The sequence below is a fragment of the Bradyrhizobium sp. USDA 336 genome (genome assembly GCF_044908355.1).
Taxonomy (GTDB): domain Bacteria; phylum Pseudomonadota; class Alphaproteobacteria; order Rhizobiales; family Xanthobacteraceae; genus Bradyrhizobium; species Bradyrhizobium yuanmingense.
Window position 1 is genome coordinate 1,900,627 of the sequence record NZ_JBIYDC010000002.1, and the last position, 15,757, is coordinate 1,916,383.

Sequence of the window (15,757 nt, forward strand, 5' to 3'; positions counted from 1 at the left end):
GCATGCGATCAGCCGGTGCGCCGCGCCATCTCCGCGGCGAGCAGCAGCGCGGCACGGCTGGCGCCGATCGAGGCGATGCCCTGCCCCGCGATGTCGTAGGCGGTGCCATGCGCGGGCGTGCAGATCGGGAACGGGAAGCCGCCGAGCAAGGTCACGCCGCGATCGAAACCCATTAGCTTCATCGCGATCTGGCCCTGGTCGTGATACATCGTCAGCACGGCATCGAAGGCGCCCGCCTTGGCGCGCAGGAACACGGTGTCGGCCGGAAACGGTCCCTCCGCGGCAATGCCCTCGCGCTGGCTTGCTGCGACCACCGGCGCGATCACGTCGATCTCCTCGCGGCCGAAATTGCCACCGTCGCCGGCATGGGGATTGAGGCCTGCGACCGCGATGCGCGGCCGCGCAAAGCCGGCGTTCCGCATGCAGAAATCGGTCAGCTTGAGCGCGCGATGGATGCGTTCGCCGGATAGATTCGCAGCGACGTCCTTGAGCGGGATGTGCGAGGTGACCCGTGCGTTCCAGAGCCGGTCGAGCACGTTGAATTCGCTTGCCGGCGTCTTGAGACCGACGACCTCGGCCGAGAACGCGATCTCGTCGTCGTACTCGGCGCGGGCAAGGCGCATCGCCTGTTTGTTGAAGGGCGTGAAGCAGACCGCGTCGACATGGCCGTCGCGGCCGAGCTCGAGCGCATGCCTGTAATTGGCCAGCGCGAATTTTCCGCCGGCAAGGGTCGCAGTCTTGGGCTCGACCTCTCTGGGAGCAAGGTGGCGGAGATCGACGAACAGCGCATCTTCCTGCGCTGCGCGAAGATCGGCGCCCTGCTCTAGCATCTTCAGCTCCGGCTTGACGCCCGCAATGCGCGCGCCCTCGTCGAAAATGCGGCGGTCGCCGATAACGACGAGCCGGCAGCCCGCGCGGATGTCGTCCTGCGCCACGAGCTTGGCCGTCAGCTCCGGGCTGATGCCGGCGGGATCTCCCATGGCCAGCGCAATCAGCGGCTTTGCGGTCATATGATCGCCCTTTCCTGGACTGGCGCATCCGTCGCGGGCGACGCAGGTTTGCGCCACAGCCGCGGCAGCTGCAACAGAAGCGGAAGCAGCAGCAGCGCGATGCCGCCCATGATCAGGCACGTCACCAGCTTGTTCGCAAAGAAAATGCCGAGAGATCCCTTGGAGATCAGCATCGACTGCCGGAAGGCGTCCTCGGCCTTGTCGCCGATGACGATCGCGAGCACGAGCGGCGCCAGCGGATAGAACAGCTTCTTGAAGAGATAGCCGACGACCCCGAAGCCGAGCATCATGACGACGTCGAGATAGGAGTTCGACACCGAATAAGCGCCGACGACGCAGATGATCACGATCAGCGGCGCGATCACCACGAAGGGAATCCGCATCAGGGCGGCGAACACCGGGACCGTCAGCAGCACCAGGGCGACGGCGACAATGTTGCCGACATACATCGAGGCGATCAGGCCCCAGACAAAATCCTTTTGGTCCACGAACAGCATGGGCCCGGGATTGAGGCCCCAGATCATCAACCCGCCCATCATCACGGCCGCGGTCGCCGAGCCGGGAATGCCGAGCGAGAGCATCGGCAGCAGCGCGCTGGTCCCGGCGGCATGATCGGCCGTCTCAGGCGAGACGATGCCCTCGACCTCGCCCGTGCCGAAGTGTCGGCCGCGCCGTGAAAAGCGCCGCGCGATACCGTAGCTCATGAAGGAGGCCGCGGTCGGGCCGCCCGGCGTGATGCCCATCCAGCATCCGATCGCGGCACTGCGCAGCAGCGCAACGCCGTGCCGCGGCAGGCGGCCGACGGCGCGAAACACCTCGCGCCAATCGATCTTGGAAGAGACCGCGCGGGCGTGAAACTCCTCCTCGACGGCGACCAGCAGTTCGCCAATGCCGAACAGGCCCATGACCGCCACGACGAAGCTGACGCCCTTGACGAGTTCGTCCACGCCCATGGTGAGGCGGACGCTTCCGGAGACCGTGTCGATGCCGATGGCGGCGATGGCGAAGCCGAGCGCCAGCGCCACGACGGTCTTGATCGGCGCCGCACCGCCCATGCCGACGAAGCTGGCAAAGGCGAGAAAATAGACGGCAAAATACTCGGCCGGCCCGAACGCGAGCGCAGCCTGCGCCACCCAGGAGGCGAGGAAGGTGATCAGGATGACGCCGACCAGCGCGCCGAACGCCGCCGAACCGAAGGCGGTCGCGAGCGCGGTGGTCGGCCTGCCGTCGCGCGCCATCGGATAGCCGTCGAAGGTGGTCGCCACCGACGACGGCTCCCCCGGGATATTGAACAGGATGGAGGTCACCGATCCCCCGAACAGCGCGCCCCAATACATGCTGGAGAGCAGGATGATGGCCGAGACCGGCTGCATGCCGAAGGTGAGCGGCAGGAGCAGCGACACGCCGTTCGGCGCGCCCAGCCCGGGCAGCACGCCGACGAGAATGCCGAGCAGCACGCCGACCACCATCAGGACCAGATGCGGCACCGTGACCGCGATGGTGAAGCCGTGCAGGAGTTCCTGGAGATTGTCCATCCCGCTGCTCCCTCAGAACCCGAGCGCCGAAGCGAGCGCGCCGTGCGGCAGGCTGACCTGGAACATGCGCTCGAACACGAGGTAGAGCGCGAGCGCCGTGGCACCTGCCATGGCGAGCGCGCGCGGCACCGATTGGTGCTGGGGGATCGCCAGCACGGTGAAGACGTAGAGAGCCGAGGCGACGTACATCCCGGCGAGCGGGATCGCGGCGACGAAGATGGCAGCCGGCACGAACAGGCCGGCGAGCCGACGCAGCTCGATGGACGTGATCGCGATGGGAACGTTTGCGAGCGTCGCGGCCGGCAGCACGCCTCGTACCAGATTGGTGAGGCTCCCGACCACGATGATGATCCCGGTCAGGAACGGGAACGTGCCGGCGTCCACGCCTGCGCTCGACCAGCCGATGCCATTGTCGAGGCTGGAGACGACGACGGCCACGCCGAAGCTGCCGGTGAGCACGGCTGTCGCAAGTTCAAGCGTGCGGCGTGAGATCATGGCGTAATGCCTTACTTCACCAGCCAGCCCTGCTCGCCCGCGACCTGCTTGACGCGCTCGAGGTCCTCCTTGATGAATTTTTCGAGCTCGGCACCGGTGAGGAACGTGTCGACCTGGGAGGTCTTCTCGATGTAGTCCTTCCACTCCGGCGTCGCCTGCACCTTCTTCATGAGGTCGACATAGAACGCGGCCTGCTCCGGCGTGACCTTGCCGGGCAGCCACACCGTGCGCGGCTGCTCATATTGCTTGATGTCGAGGCCCTGCTCGACGCAGGTTGGAACGTCGCCCCAGCCATCCGTCGCAGTGACCTTCGGCCCCTGCGGCAGCCGCTTCGGGCTGAACACGCAGAGCGGCCGCTGCGTGCTGCCGCGCCATTGCCCGAGGCTTTCGCTGGGGTTGTTGACGTGGGAATCGAGGTGTCCGCCGGCGAGCTGCACGGCGGTCTCGGCGCCGCTCTTGAACGGGATATAGGTCAGCTTGACCTTGCCGACCTTCTCGATCATGCGCGTCAGCACCTCGTCGGTGTCCTTGGACTGCGCGCCGCCCATCTTGAATTCGCCCGCTGCGGCCGCCTTCAGATAATCGCCCGCAGTCTTGTACGGCGCGTCCTGCTTGACCCAGAGCAGGAACTCGTCCTGCGCCATCGCCGCGATCGGGGTGAGATCGGTATAGTTGAAGGCGACCTTCGAGACGAGCGGCTGCTGCCAGGCGTTCGAGGTGCCGAAGATCACCTTGTAGGGATCGCCGGCGGAGGCCTTGCCGTAGACATAGCCCTCGGCGCCGCTGCCGCCGCCCTTGTTGACGACGACGATCGGCTGCTCGATCAGCTTGTGCTTGGTGATGATGTTCTGCACCGCGCGCGCGAGATTGTCGGTGCCGCCGCCGGGGCCGGCGGTGGCCACGAACTCGATCGGCTTTTGCGGTTGCCAGGCGGCGAGCGCCGGCATCATGCCGGCGAGCACGGTTACGGCTGCGGAGAGCAGAAATGTTGACGTCCGACCCATGATTTCCTCCAGCTGATTTTTATCTTTTGTTGTTGTCGTATCGACGTCCGGTCAGGCGACGTGTTCCTCGCATCTTTCCAGGGCCGAGACGATTGCGCCTTCTTTTTCGAGCGCTTCGATTCGTGACTGGTCGAACCCATGCTCGGCCAGAACCTCTCGCGTGTGCTCACCATAGATCGGTGCGCCCGACAGCACCTTGCCCGGGGTCTCCGAAAACTTGATGGGAAGCCCGATCGTCTTGACGGGACCGAGCGTGGAGTGCTCGACCTCGACGACCATCTCGCGCGCCAGCGTCTGCGGGTCGCTGAGGGCCTCCAGCATGTCGTGCACGGGGCCGCACGGCACGCCCTTCTCGTCCAGCGCCGCCAGCCAATGCGCCCGCGATTGCTTGCGGAAGCACTCGCTCAGGACGGCCTCGAGCTCTTTCAGGTTGGCCATGCGATCGGCACCGGTGACGAAGCGCGGATCGTCGGCGAGCTCGCTCGCGCCGAGCGCTTCCAGCATCAACAGCCAATGCTTCTTGTTGGCGCCGCCGACCACCAGCCAGCCATCCGCGGCTTCGAAGGCCTGGTACGGTGCGTTGAGCGGATGGGCCGAGCCCATCGCTCGCGGCGCGGTGCCCGCCGCGAGCGCGATGGTCGACTGCCAATAGGTCTGCACCAGCGCAGCTTCGTAAAGCGAAGTCTCGACCCACTGCCCTTCACCGGTCTTGAGGCGATGGGTGTAGGCCGCCAGGATACCCATGCTCGCGAGCAGGCCGGCGGTGATGTCGGACAGCGGTGGGCCGCACTTGACGGGCGGACCGTCGGGCCGCTCGCCGGTGAAGCTCATGATGCCGCTCATGGCCTGCGCGACGAGATCGAAACCCCTGCGGTGCTTGTAGGGGCCGGTGCGGCCGAAGCCCGACAGCGAGCAATAGATCAGCGCCGGGAATTCCGCGTGCAGCGCCTCGTAGCCGAAGCCGAGGCGCTCCATCGCGCCCGGCGCAAAGTTCTCGACCAGCACGTCGGCATCGGCGATCAGCCGGCGCAGCACCTCTTTGCCGCCGTCGGTCTTGAGATCGAGCACGATGCCGCGCTTGTTGCGGTTCATCATCAGGAACGAGGCCGCCTCGTCCCCGATCTTCGGCGGCACCGAATGACGGGTGTCGTCGCCGTTCGGCCATTTCTCGATCTTGATGACGTCGGCGCCCATGTCGGCGAGCATCAGGGTGCAGGTCGGTCCCGCCATGACGTGGGTGAGGTCAATGACCTTGAGGCCGGCCAGCGGTCCCGAACGGCGAGAGGTGGATTGCGATCGATCGCTTTGCATCGGCTCGTCCTATTGGCCGCGCCATTGCGGCGCGCGCTTGTTGAGGAAAGCATCGAGCCCTTCACGAAAATCCTGGCTCGTGTAGCACATCAGGATGAGGTCTTCGCCTTCGTCCTGCGTCAGCCGCCGTTGCAGACGACTGACAGCCTGCTTGGTCGCATTCAGCGTCAGCGGCGCATGGCTCGCGACGAGGCGGGCGACCTCGTCGGCCCGCTTGTCCAGCGCGGCGATGTCCTCGACGACCTCGCCGAGCAGGCCAACGCTTGCGGCCTCCGCTGCGTCGACGAGGCGCGCGGTGAAGATCAGATCCTTGACGCGCGCAGCGCCGATCAGCGCGGTGAGACGGCTGACATTGGACATCGAGAGGCAGTTGCCGAGCGTCCTGGCGATGGGAAATCCGATCTTCGCAGCTTTCGTGCCGATGCGGAGGTCGCAGGCCGCGGCAATGCCCGCACCGCCGCCGGTGCAGAACCCGTTGATGGCCGCGATCGTTGGCACCCGGCACTGCTCGAGCGTGGTCAGCACGCGATCGATGCGGCTCTCGTAATCGATGGCGTCCTGCGGTGTCTTGAATTCGCGGAACTGGTTGATGTCGGTCCCCGAGGCGAAGGCCTTGTCACCGGCTCCGCGCAGCACCAGCACCTTGATATCACGGTCGCGGTTGGCCTCCTCGCAGATCGCGGCAAGCCGCTCGTACATGGCGAAAGTGAAGGCATTGCGGGCCTGCGGGCGATTGAAGGTGATCCGCCCGATGCCGCCGTCGCACTCGAACACGAGGTCTTCTGCCTCCACTTGCAGGTCCATTTCCTCATACCTTTCTGTTTTTTGCATTTTTGAATGCAAAACTTGGAATTTTCAAGCTGGAACTTGACAATTCCCCCATATAAGTTCGATTTTGCATTCAAATTGAGCTCAGAGCCATGCTTCACGACGAGGTCGTCAACCGCATCCGCGCCATCCTGCTGGACGGCGAAATCCCGCCGGGCGCGCGGATTCCCGAGCGCGAGCTGTGCGAGCGGCTCGAAATTTCGCGCACGCCCTTGCGCGAGGCGCTCAAGGTGCTGGCCGCGGAAGGGCTCGTGCAGCTGCTGCCGCATCGCGGCTCGCGCGCGGCAAAGCTGACCGACAAGGACATGCGCGACCTGTTCGAGGTCTGCCAGGGATTGGAGGCCCTCGCCGGCGAGCTCGCCTGCGAGCGCATCAGCGACGCCGAGATCGACGCAATCGCCGCCGCGCATGCGGACATGGTGCAGCATTATCGCGAGCGCGACCTGATCCAGTACTACCGCGGCAACCGTGCCATTCACGAAGCCATCGTGACCGCAGCAGGAAATCCCGTGCTCGCCGGGCTCTACACCTCGGTGACCGCGCGCATCCGGCGCGCGCGCTATGTCACGCCGATGACGGCGCAGCGCTGGGCGCTGGCCGTGAAGGAGCACGAGGCAATCCTCAACGCGCTCCAGCGTCGCGACGGCGTCGGCCTCTCGCATATTCTGCGAGCACATCTCCGTCACAAGCGCGAAGAGGTGCTGCAGGCGGGCTTCGCCGAGACGGAAGGCAGTGAGCCCACGTTGCGTATTGCGTGAGTGGCGAGACACCGGCGGGTGGTCGCGCTGCCCGGAAAACAAGCAACCTTCTGTTGCCCCGCAATCACACCGCCCCGAAATCGTCAGTGAGGTCGGCGACGAGAAGTGGCGCCGGTGGTCCGCCGGCGGCGAAACAGCTACGTATGTCTCGCTCGGAACATTTGGCCACGCATTGCATCGGGGCGCCCTGTGGAATTGGCAATTGAGGTTGGCGGCTCGCGTACGAGGCGGAGAACGAGTTCAATCAAGGCGCTGTTGACGAGTACCGCATTGACGGCGGCGCTACCCGCCGTGGCGGCCGGTCTGCTCACGGCGATCTCCGGCCAGGCGGCCGCCCAGACCTGGAATGGCGGCCCCGGATTTTGGGCCGTAAGCGGAAATTGGACGCCGGCCACCGTTCCCAACGCAGTCGACGCTGTTGCGACATTCAATGCGACGGTCCCGAATCAAGGTCCACAAGTCAATCTGCAGGCCGGGACGTTCACGATTGGCACGTTGAATCTGAACTCTTCGGCCACGAACAGCAATTTCGGTTTCGTCAACGGCACCCTGATCATGCAGACCAGTGCGGGCTCGGCCGCGATCAATGTGCAATCAAGCAACCCGTTCCTGACCGGCGATATTACGGCCGGCGGCGTTCTTCAGCTCAATTCTAACACCGTCATCACGACGGCCTCCGCGAGTGCGGAGTTTATGGTCGACAGCACCGGCCAGATCACAGGTCCCGGCAGCTTGACGGTCGCCGGTCCCGGCAGAGTCACGCTGAACAGCACCAACACCTATGCGGGCGGCACCGCGGTCACTGGCGGGACACTGACGGGCGGTCACGCAACTGCGGGCGCGATCGACGCGTTCGGCGGCGGCGCCATGACCATGAGCGGCGGCACATTACGCACGACCGTCACCGGGACACTGGCGAACGATATTACCTTCACGGCCGCCACGACCTCGACCCTGGCGGCGGGCGCCGGCACAACTCTGTTGGCCGCGGGCGGCATGAGCATGAACGACGCTCATGTGCAGTTCGGATCCGCAACGGATACGGGAACCGTTCAAGTGCAGTTCGCGGTCGGCACATCCGTCAGCACCGGTACGACGCTCGCGGTCAACGGCGGCACGTTGCAGGCAACCGACAGCATCCTATCGTTTCTTACAGGCAACGCCGGCTCAACGACGGTGGCCGCAGGCGCGGTCCTCGATTACAACGACCATACCAGCGCCCTGCGCAACCTGCTCGGCGCAGGAACGGTAAACACCGGATCCAGTGCCGCGACCACCATATCCATCATGAACGGCGATTTCGGTGGTGTCATCCAGGGCGCCGGGCGCCTGAGCCTGAGCTTCGGCCCATCCGGCACTGTGACGTTGACCGGCGCCAACACCTACACCGGTGGGACCAGCATCAATTCCGGCCACACGTTGCAGCTCGGCAATGGCGGCACGACCGGTTCGATTGTCGGCAACGTCGTCAACAACGGCACTTTCGCCGTCAATCGCTCGAACGTTCTCACCTTCACAGGCGTGATCAGCGGCACCGGCGCCTTCCAGCAGAATGGCAACAGCGCAACGAGCGTGACATTGCTGACGGCTGCGAACACCTACACCGGGTCAACAACCGTCAATAGCGGCGTCCTCGCCGTGATTGGCTCGATTGCATCCTCGGTCCTCACCACGGTGAACGCAAGCGGCCAACTGGTCGGCAGCGGCACCGTTGGCGCCACCCAGATCAACGCGGGTGGGCTTTTGTCGCCGGGCATTGTAGCCGCGCCAGGCACGTCCATGACCGTGGCAAGCCTCGCGATGCAGTCCGGGGCGTTGTATCTTGTCTACGTGGACCCCACGACGTCGACTTTTGCCAATGTGACCGGCAATGCGACCCTCGGCGGTGCCACGGTAGCTGCGAGCTTCGCGGCCGGAAGCTATGTCGCCAAGCAGTACACCATTCTCAACGCAGGCAGCGTCAGCGGCACATTCGATCCGACGGTCCTGAATGTCGGCCTGCCTTCGGGCTTTAATACCACGCTGAGCTACGACGCCACCCACGCCTATCTGAACCTTGCGCTGAACTTCGTGCCTCCATCGGGCAACCTCAACGTCAATCAGCAGAACGTCGGCAACGCGATCATCAACTATTTCAACAGCAACGGCACCATCCCGATGGTGTTCGGTAGCCTGACGCCCGCCGGCCTGACCCAGCTCTCCGGCGAGGTCGGCAGCGCGCCGCAGCAGGCGACCTTCAACGCGATGAACCAGTTCATGGGCGTGATGACCGATCCGTTCATTGCGGGCCGCGGCGATCCCGTCAGTGCGGGCGGCACGCCGAATGCCTATGCGGATGAGACCGCCTTGGCGTACGCGCGCAAGCGCAAGCCGAACGACGCACTGGCTGCGATCTACACCAAGGCACCGGTTGCACCGTCGTTCGAGCAGCGGTGGAGCGTCTGGGCGGCAGGCTTCGGCGGCGCGCAGCAGACTGACGGCAGTACAGTCGTCGGGTCCAACACCACCACAAGCAACCTCTATGGCACCGCCGTCGGTGCGGATTATCGCATCTCGCGGGATACGCTGGTTGGCTTCGCGCTCGCCGGCGGCGGCACCAACTTCACCGTAGCGAACGCGCTCGGCGGCGGCCGGTCCGACCTGTTCCAGGTCGGCGCCTTCTTCCGGCACATCGTCGGCCCTGCCTACATCACCGGTGCGCTGGCCTATGGATGGCAGGACATCACCACAGATCGCACCGTGACGGTTGCCGGCGTCGATCGCCTGCGCGCCGAGTTCAACGCCAACGCCTATTCCGGCCGCCTCGAGGGCGGCTATCGCTTCGTCACGCAGGGGGTCGGCCTTACGCCTTACGCCGCAGCGCAGTTCACGACGTTCGACCTGCCGGCTTACGCCGAACAGGCCATCGTTGGCGGCAACCTGTTCGCGCTGGCCTATGGTGCCAAGAGCGTCACTAACACCCGCACCGAGCTCGGCCTGCGCACGGACAAATCGTTCGCCCAGGCTGACGGGATCGTCACCTTGCGCGGGCGGCTCGCCTGGGCGCACGACTTCAGTCCCGACCGCGTCATCGGAGCCACGTTCCAAGCTCTGCCCGGCGCGAGCTTTGTCGTGAACGGTGCAGCGATGGCCTCGGACTCCGCGCTGGTGACGGGATCAGTCGAGAAGAAGTGGCTCACCGGCTGGTCGGCTGCCGGGACGTTCGAGGGTGAGTTCTCGAACGTCACGCGTTCCTACGCAGGCAAGGGCGTGGTCCGATACAGCTGGTGATGCCGGGGCATACGATCACCAGACACACCAGACACAAAGGTGACACAATTGTTGGCGGGCGGCCGGAATGGCTTTCGCTTCGGCAGGCGGCGCTCATCGTCAAAACCGATTCCACTTGCTAGCTCATCTGAACCGGAGCAGCATCCGCCTATCGGCGCGAGCCGAACACAACGCGCACAACGCGTAGTGAAAAACGAAAGCGGAGAAAAAGGATGACATTCGACGTCTCGCGTCGGTCCCTACTCGCACTCGGCGCCGGCCTCGGCGCCAGCGCCATGCTCGGCAGCAGCGCGATGGCGCGGGCGCCCAAGCTCGGCACCCAGACGCCCTACTGGCACCGCTTCATTCTCGGCGATGCCGAGGTGACCGTCGTATCCGACGGACCACTTCCGCTCGGCGATCCCTCCGGGACCTTCACCGGCGTTTCCAAGGAAGAGGTCAAGAAGATGCTGGCCGACAATTTCCTGTCGCCGGACAATGTCGTGCTCGAACAGAATTCCCCGATCGTCAACACCGGAGACAAGCTCATCCTGTTCGACACCGGCATGGGCTCATCGAAAATGTTCGGTGCCAGCACCGGCCGCCAGCAAAAGAGCATGACCGAGGCCGGCATCAAACCCGGCGACATCGACGCCGTGGTGTGCTCGCATGCCCATATCGATCATATCGGCGGCATCGTCGACGAGGGCGGCAAGCCGCTGTTCCCTAACGCGCAAGTCTACATCGCCCAGAGCGATTTCGACTTCTGGACCGACGAAGGCAAGCTCGGCAGCGCGGCCAAGGACTTCGTCGTCCACGCCCGCAAGAACCTGCTGCCGGTCCGAGACCGGATCAAGTTCTTCAAGGACGGCGAGGAATTCCTGCCTGGCGTGCAGGCGATCGCTGCGCCCGGCCACACCGTCGGCCACACCATCTTCATGGTCTCGTCGGCAGGCAAGTCGTTCGCCTTCCTCGGCGATCTCTCGCACCATTCGGTGCTGCTGCTGGAGAAGCCACGGATGGAGTTCTCCTACGATTCCGACCCGAAGCAGGCGGCCGAATCGCGCGTCAAGCTGCTGACGATGCTGGCCGCGAACAAGATCCCGGTGATGTCCTATCACTTCGCCTGGCCAGGCTATGGTCATGTCGCCAAGGCCGGAGATGGTTTCCGCTACTATCCGGAGCCGATGAAGATGACGTTGTAGCCGTCAGTTCAGATCCGGGCGGCGCGGGCCGCCCGGACCTGTGCGGTCCCTCGCGGCGAACCTTACAGGCACTCCAGGCGGGCCCGCAGCTGAGCGTCGGTCTCACGGCCCAATGCAAGCAATTCGGAATACGGGTCCCCGGCAATGCCGAGCGCGGCGGCAAACGCGGGCTCGGTCTTCATCCCGCGCGCCCTATGGTCGGCCACGGCTTTGCGCAGACGCCCGTCGCCGAGCGCGAGCAATCTGCGCTCGATCTCGAAGTGCAGCCAGCCTTCCTGCTGATCGACCGGCCTCGGATCGCCAAACAGCTCGAACGGCCAGCCATCCCATTCGAAGCGGGCGACCACCGGCCGCCAGCTGGAGCACCATTGGTAGAGCGCAAACCCGTCACAGGAGCGGTACCGTCGCCAGACCACTTCGGCGAAAGCTGCCGTGTCCACGACGTGACAGACGACATCGATGTCGCTCGTCGGCGTCGAGAGTCCCAAGGGCAGCGTCCCGACCACGCGTGGATCGAACTCCCGCAGCTCGTCGAGCAATCCCGAACTGCCGATCGCCGTTTCGTAGCTATCGATCGGTCTCGACATCGCCGAAGACCTCGACCAGGCGAAAACGCTCGCACATCAGCATCATGTCGTCGCTATAGCGCCCGAGCCTGCCGAAATAGGATTGATGGGCACGGCGCCAATGACCCAGGCTCCGGTCGCCTTCTCCCTCATCATGTGCAAAGGCTGCGTCGACTTCATTGAAGCGCCGATATGTCACCTCGATGGTTTCGATGACGCAGCGCGGCTCTGCTCGCCCGTCGAGCACGACCCAGCGCTCACCTGGCGTAGACGTGTTCGGCTCATCTTCGGTGCTGCACGTCGCGGTCTTGATGCCCATGACGACGAGCTCGACCAATTCGTCAGCCAGCGCAGGATTGTCACCGAACGCGAAGGTTCGCAGATGCTGATACGGCTCGGGAATCCCCTTGCCCATCCTAGCAGCCGAGCTTGTCCGCGATGCCGCCAAAATCCCTCGCGACGATGTCCCATTGGCCGGTTGCTTCGAAATCGACCTTCTGAAGCGGGCCGTATTCGGTCGGCCGCGCCACGAAGGCGGTCTTCAACCCGTTCTTCTGCGCGGCGGCGAGATCGCCATTGTGGGCCGCGACCATCATCACCTCTTCCGGCCTGAGGCAGAGCAGCTTTGCTGCGCCGAGATAGGTCTCGGGATCGGGCTTGTAGTGCTCGAACAGCTCAGCCGACATGATGAGGTCCCACGGCAGGCCGGCGAACTTCGCCATGTTGGTGAGCAGCGCGACGTTCCCGTTCGAGAGTGGCGAGATCACGAATTTTGATTTCAGACGCCTCAAGCCGGCGACGCTGTCGGGCCAGGGATGCAGGCGGTGCCAGCCTTTGGTGAGGTAATCGAGATCGGCCTCGGTGAGGCCCCTGATCGCGAATTTCTCGACGAGCTGCTCCAGCGAGCGGCGATGCAGATCGTCGAGCATGACGTAGCCGCGCTCGGGATGTTGGCGCACGTCGTCCATCGAGGCCATGTACATGCCGCGCCAGCCGTCGACGAGCGCGGTCCAATCCGCGCTGATGCCGCGCCGTTTTCCCCACCACATGAAGTCGGTAATCAGGCTGGTGCGCCAGTCCACGACCGTGCCGAACACGTCGAAGACGAGAGCTTTGACGGCGGAGAGATCGGACATGGGCGCTTTCCTCCGATTGTTCTTGTTGTCATTCCGGGGCGATGGGCGGCATCGAGCCCGGAATCCATTTCGCGTCGGAATCTGCCGTCCGATGGATTCCGGGCTCTCCGGGCCGCGCGCTTCGCGCGGTCCCGTCGCCCCGGAATGACGGCAGTTGCTGTTGCCTGGATCAATCCAGATGGAACTTCGCCAGCTCGCGGTGCTCGGCCTTGATGTAGCGCACGGTGCCCGTGACGGAGCGCATCACCACCGTCTCGGTCTCGATGACGCCGTCCTTGCGGAACTTGACGCCGGACAGCAGCGAGCCCGTGGTGACGCCGGTGGCGGCGAACAGGCAGTCGCCGCGCGCCATGTCCTCGATACCGTAAATCATCTTGGGGTCGTTGACGCCCATCTTGGCGGCGCGCTCGCGCTTCTCGTCGGAATCGAGGATGAGGCGGCACTGCATCTGGCCGCCGATGCAGCGCAGCGCCACGGCGGCGAGCACGCCTTCCGGTGCACCGCCGGTGCCGAGATACATGTCGACGCCGGTGTTGTCGGGGTCGGCGCAATGGATGACGCCGGCGACGTCGCCGTCGGTGATCAGGCGCACGGCAGCGCCGGTCGAGCGCACGCTCGATATGATGTCGGCATGGCGCGGACGGTCGAGCACGAGAACGGTGATGCCCTCAGGCTTCACGCCCTTGGCCTTGGCGAGGCGGCGGACATTGTCGGCCGGCGAGGCATCGAGATCGACGACACCCCTGTCGTAGCCGGGGCCGATCGCGAGCTTCTGCATGTAGACGTCGGGGGCGTGCAGCAGCGTGCCGCCGTCGGCCATCGCCATGGTGGCGATCGAGCCCGGCATGTTCTTGGCGCACAGCGTGGTGCCTTCGAGCGGGTCGACCGCGATATCGACCTCGGGACCCGCCTTGAGGCCGACCTGCTCGCCGATATAGAGCATCGGCGCCTCGTCGCGCTCGCCCTCGCCGATCACGATGGTGCCCTGGATCGGCAGCTTGTTGAGCTCGCGCCGCATGGCGTCGACGGCGGCCTGGTCGGCCGCCTTCTCGTTGCCGTGGCCGCGCAACCGCGCCGACGACACCGCCGCCCGCTCCGTCACCCGCACGATCTCCAGCGTGAGAATTCGCTCGAGCAAGGCGTGCGGGGGGACTTCAATATGGGTCGACATCGGCTTACTCCTTCGAAACGTTTCTGGGCGGGATTCCTGCCCGCGCTAACTCACAACGCCCACGGTTCGTTCGACCGAACGACCGCCTTATGGCTTGAGCATGACCTTTCCGGAAAAACGCTCAACACTTTGCGCTGCGCGGCCCTCCGGGTCCGAGGTCATGCTCTAGTTCTTCTCGATCCGGATCACCTGCGGCCGTCCGCTGATCACCTTGTCCTTCTGCACGGCGGCGAGCGCACGGCGCACGGCATCCTCGTGTGTGGCATAGGTGATCAGGATGACGGGCACGGGGACCGCCTTGCCGTCAGTGGGCGCAGCGCCGCCATTGGGATGACGCTGCACGATCGACTCGATCGAGATCTTCTGCTCGGCAAGCCGCGTCGCGATCGCGGCCGCAGTGCCGGGGAAATCGCGCGCGAGCAGGCGAATGTAATAGCCGCCCTCGTGGCGCTCCATCGGCGCCTTCTTGGTGTCGCGCAGCTGCCCGATCGGCCGGCCGAACGGATTGGCGCGGATGCCGCGCGCGACGTCGGCGATGTCGGCGACGACGGCGGATGCGGTCGCAGCACCGCCCGCGCCGGGGCCGACCAGCGTGATCGGCGGAATGCCTTCGCCATCGATCGTGACCGCATTGGTGACACCCATCACCTGCGCGATCGAGGAGGATTTCGGCACCATGGTCGGATGCACGCGCTGCTCGATGCCCTTGGCGGTGCGCACGGCAACACCGAGCAGTTTGAGCCGATAACCGAGATCGTCGGCGGCGCGAAGATCTTCCGGCGCGATGGAGGAGATGCCTTCGACATACACCGCACTTTGAGCAACTTTCGTGCCGAAAGCGAGGCTGGCGAGAATGGCGAGCTTTTGCGCGGTATCGTGGCCATCGACGTCGAAGGACGGATTGGCCTCGGCATAGCCGAGCCGCTGCGCATCCTTGAGGCATTCGGCGAAGGACAGGCCCTCCTGCTCCATCCGGGTCAGGATGTAATTGCAGGTGCCGTTGAGGATGCCGTAGACGCGGTTGATGCCGGTTCCGGCAAGGCCTTCACGTAACGTCTTGATGACGGGGATCGCGGCGCCGACCGCTGCCTCGAAATTCAGCGCACCGCCGTGCTTTTCAGCCGCCTTGGCCAGCTTGAGGCCGTGCTTGGCGAGCAGCGCCTTGTTGGCTGTGACGACCGACTTGCCGGCGCCGAGCGCGGCGTCCACCGCCGACAGCGCGGGATCGCCGGCGCCGCCCATCAGCTCGACGAAGCAATCGACCTCCGGATGCGTGGCGAGCGCGATCGGGTCCTTCGCCCAATCGAAGCCGCGCAGGTCGATGCCGCGCTTCTTCGCCTTCGAACGCGCGGTGACCGCAACCACGCGGATGCCCCGGCCGCTGCGCCCTGCGAGCACGCGCGCCTGTGTTTCGATCAAACGGATAACCTCGGCACCCACGGTGCCGAGCCCCGCTATGCCCACTTTCAGCGGTGCGACCATGATACTT

Annotated in this window: 14 protein-coding genes; 3 read left to right on the plus strand and 11 right to left on the minus strand. The window is 65.0% G+C overall.

Going from position 1 to position 15,757, the window contains the following annotated elements:
• Positions 1–8: 8 nt before the first annotated feature.
• From ABIA45_RS09865 to ABIA45_RS09890, 6 genes are read right to left on the minus strand one after another with little or no spacing between them, the layout of a single operon-like run.
• Positions 9–1,010 carry a 4-hydroxythreonine-4-phosphate dehydrogenase PdxA gene (locus ABIA45_RS09865; protein WP_275499094.1) on the minus strand — a complete coding sequence of 334 codons (1,002 nt, stop codon included), beginning with the start codon at positions 1,008–1,010 and terminating at the stop codon, positions 9–11.
• A complete protein-coding gene (locus ABIA45_RS09870; RefSeq protein ID WP_404651872.1) occupies positions 1,007–2,545 on the minus strand; it encodes a tripartite tricarboxylate transporter permease in 1,539 nt (512 codons plus the stop codon). Before ABIA45_RS09870 ends, ABIA45_RS09865 begins: the two co-directional genes overlap by 4 nt.
• A 12-nt stretch (positions 2,546–2,557) precedes the next feature.
• Positions 2,558–3,040 (minus strand): tripartite tricarboxylate transporter TctB family protein, encoded by a 483-nt coding sequence (locus tag ABIA45_RS09875; protein WP_157285863.1) that lies wholly within the window; start codon positions 3,038–3,040, stop codon positions 2,558–2,560.
• Between the two features lie 11 nt (positions 3,041–3,051).
• Positions 3,052–4,044: a tripartite tricarboxylate transporter substrate binding protein gene (locus tag ABIA45_RS09880; RefSeq protein WP_275499097.1), complete on the minus strand. Its 993-nt coding sequence runs from the start codon at positions 4,042–4,044 to the stop codon at positions 3,052–3,054.
• Positions 4,045–4,095: 51 nt separating this feature from the next.
• The gene (locus ABIA45_RS09885) at positions 4,096–5,355 is read right to left on the minus strand and encodes a CaiB/BaiF CoA transferase family protein (protein ID WP_404651874.1); all 1,260 of its coding nucleotides are present in this window, start codon (positions 5,353–5,355) and stop codon (positions 4,096–4,098) included.
• 9 nt (positions 5,356–5,364) lie between these two features.
• A complete protein-coding gene (locus ABIA45_RS09890; RefSeq protein WP_404651876.1) occupies positions 5,365–6,159 on the minus strand; it encodes an enoyl-CoA hydratase/isomerase family protein in 795 nt (264 codons plus the stop codon).
• Between the two features lie 116 nt (positions 6,160–6,275).
• Here ABIA45_RS09890 and ABIA45_RS09895 point away from each other — a divergent pair, with 116 nt between their 5' ends.
• The 3 genes from ABIA45_RS09895 to ABIA45_RS09905 all read left to right on the plus strand — a co-directional run bounded on the left by ABIA45_RS09895 (position 6,276) and on the right by ABIA45_RS09905 (position 11,395).
• A complete protein-coding gene (locus ABIA45_RS09895) occupies positions 6,276–6,941 on the plus strand; it encodes a GntR family transcriptional regulator (protein WP_404651878.1) in 666 nt (221 codons plus the stop codon).
• Positions 6,942–7,196: 255 nt separating this feature from the next.
• Positions 7,197–10,211 (plus strand): autotransporter domain-containing protein, encoded by a 3,015-nt coding sequence (locus tag ABIA45_RS09900; protein ID WP_404651879.1) that lies wholly within the window; start codon positions 7,197–7,199, stop codon positions 10,209–10,211.
• A 212-nt stretch (positions 10,212–10,423) separates the two neighbouring features.
• Positions 10,424–11,395, plus strand: coding sequence for an MBL fold metallo-hydrolase (locus ABIA45_RS09905; RefSeq protein ID WP_404651880.1), 972 nt, complete (start codon positions 10,424–10,426; stop codon positions 11,393–11,395).
• Positions 11,396–11,457: 62 nt separating this feature from the next.
• Here the strand turns inward: ABIA45_RS09905 and ABIA45_RS09910 are convergent, their stop codons facing one another.
• The 5 genes from ABIA45_RS09910 to ABIA45_RS09930 form a co-directional block, all read right to left on the minus strand.
• Positions 11,458–11,982, minus strand: a complete 525-nt coding sequence (locus ABIA45_RS09910; protein ID WP_404651881.1) for a DUF4269 domain-containing protein — start codon at positions 11,980–11,982, stop codon at positions 11,458–11,460.
• Positions 11,963–12,376, minus strand: a complete 414-nt coding sequence (locus ABIA45_RS09915; RefSeq protein WP_404651882.1) for an ASCH domain-containing protein — start codon at positions 12,374–12,376, stop codon at positions 11,963–11,965. Before ABIA45_RS09915 ends, ABIA45_RS09910 begins: the two co-directional genes overlap by 20 nt.
• A 1-nt stretch (position 12,377) precedes the next feature.
• Positions 12,378–13,097 carry a haloacid dehalogenase type II gene (locus ABIA45_RS09920; protein ID WP_404651884.1) on the minus strand — a complete coding sequence of 240 codons (720 nt, stop codon included), beginning with the start codon at positions 13,095–13,097 and terminating at the stop codon, positions 12,378–12,380.
• 169 nt (positions 13,098–13,266) lie between these two features.
• Positions 13,267–14,268 (minus strand): class II fructose-bisphosphatase, encoded by a 1,002-nt coding sequence (gene glpX, locus ABIA45_RS09925; protein WP_157285871.1) that lies wholly within the window; start codon positions 14,266–14,268, stop codon positions 13,267–13,269.
• Positions 14,269–14,433: 165 nt separating this feature from the next.
• Positions 14,434–15,750: a homoserine dehydrogenase gene (locus ABIA45_RS09930; protein WP_157285872.1), complete on the minus strand. Its 1,317-nt coding sequence runs from the start codon at positions 15,748–15,750 to the stop codon at positions 14,434–14,436.
• Positions 15,751–15,757: the final 7 nt, after the last annotated feature.

Coding starts and splice junctions, on each gene's coding strand:
- ABIA45_RS09885 (WP_404651874.1), bottom strand. CDS start 5,355: ATGCAAAGCGATCGATCGCAATCCACCTCTCGCCGTTCGGGACCGCTG.
- glpX (WP_157285871.1), bottom strand. CDS start 14,268: ATGTCGACCCATATTGAAGTCCCCCCGCACGCCTTGCTCGAGCGAATT.
- ABIA45_RS09905 (WP_404651880.1), top strand. CDS start 10,424: ATGACATTCGACGTCTCGCGTCGGTCCCTACTCGCACTCGGCGCCGGC.
- ABIA45_RS09890 (WP_404651876.1), bottom strand. CDS start 6,159: ATGGACCTGCAAGTGGAGGCAGAAGACCTCGTGTTCGAGTGCGACGGC.
- ABIA45_RS09875 (WP_157285863.1), bottom strand. CDS start 3,040: ATGATCTCACGCCGCACGCTTGAACTTGCGACAGCCGTGCTCACCGGC.
- ABIA45_RS09880 (WP_275499097.1), bottom strand. CDS start 4,044: ATGGGTCGGACGTCAACATTTCTGCTCTCCGCAGCCGTAACCGTGCTC.
- ABIA45_RS09865 (WP_275499094.1), bottom strand. CDS start 1,010: ATGACCGCAAAGCCGCTGATTGCGCTGGCCATGGGAGATCCCGCCGGC.
- ABIA45_RS09895 (WP_404651878.1), top strand. CDS start 6,276: ATGCTTCACGACGAGGTCGTCAACCGCATCCGCGCCATCCTGCTGGAC.
- ABIA45_RS09930 (WP_157285872.1), bottom strand. CDS start 15,750: ATGGTCGCACCGCTGAAAGTGGGCATAGCGGGGCTCGGCACCGTGGGT.
- ABIA45_RS09910 (WP_404651881.1), bottom strand. CDS start 11,982: ATGTCGAGACCGATCGATAGCTACGAAACGGCGATCGGCAGTTCGGGA.
- ABIA45_RS09915 (WP_404651882.1), bottom strand. CDS start 12,376: ATGGGCAAGGGGATTCCCGAGCCGTATCAGCATCTGCGAACCTTCGCG.
- ABIA45_RS09870 (WP_404651872.1), bottom strand. CDS start 2,545: ATGGACAATCTCCAGGAACTCCTGCACGGCTTCACCATCGCGGTCACG.
- ABIA45_RS09920 (WP_404651884.1), bottom strand. CDS start 13,097: ATGTCCGATCTCTCCGCCGTCAAAGCTCTCGTCTTCGACGTGTTCGGC.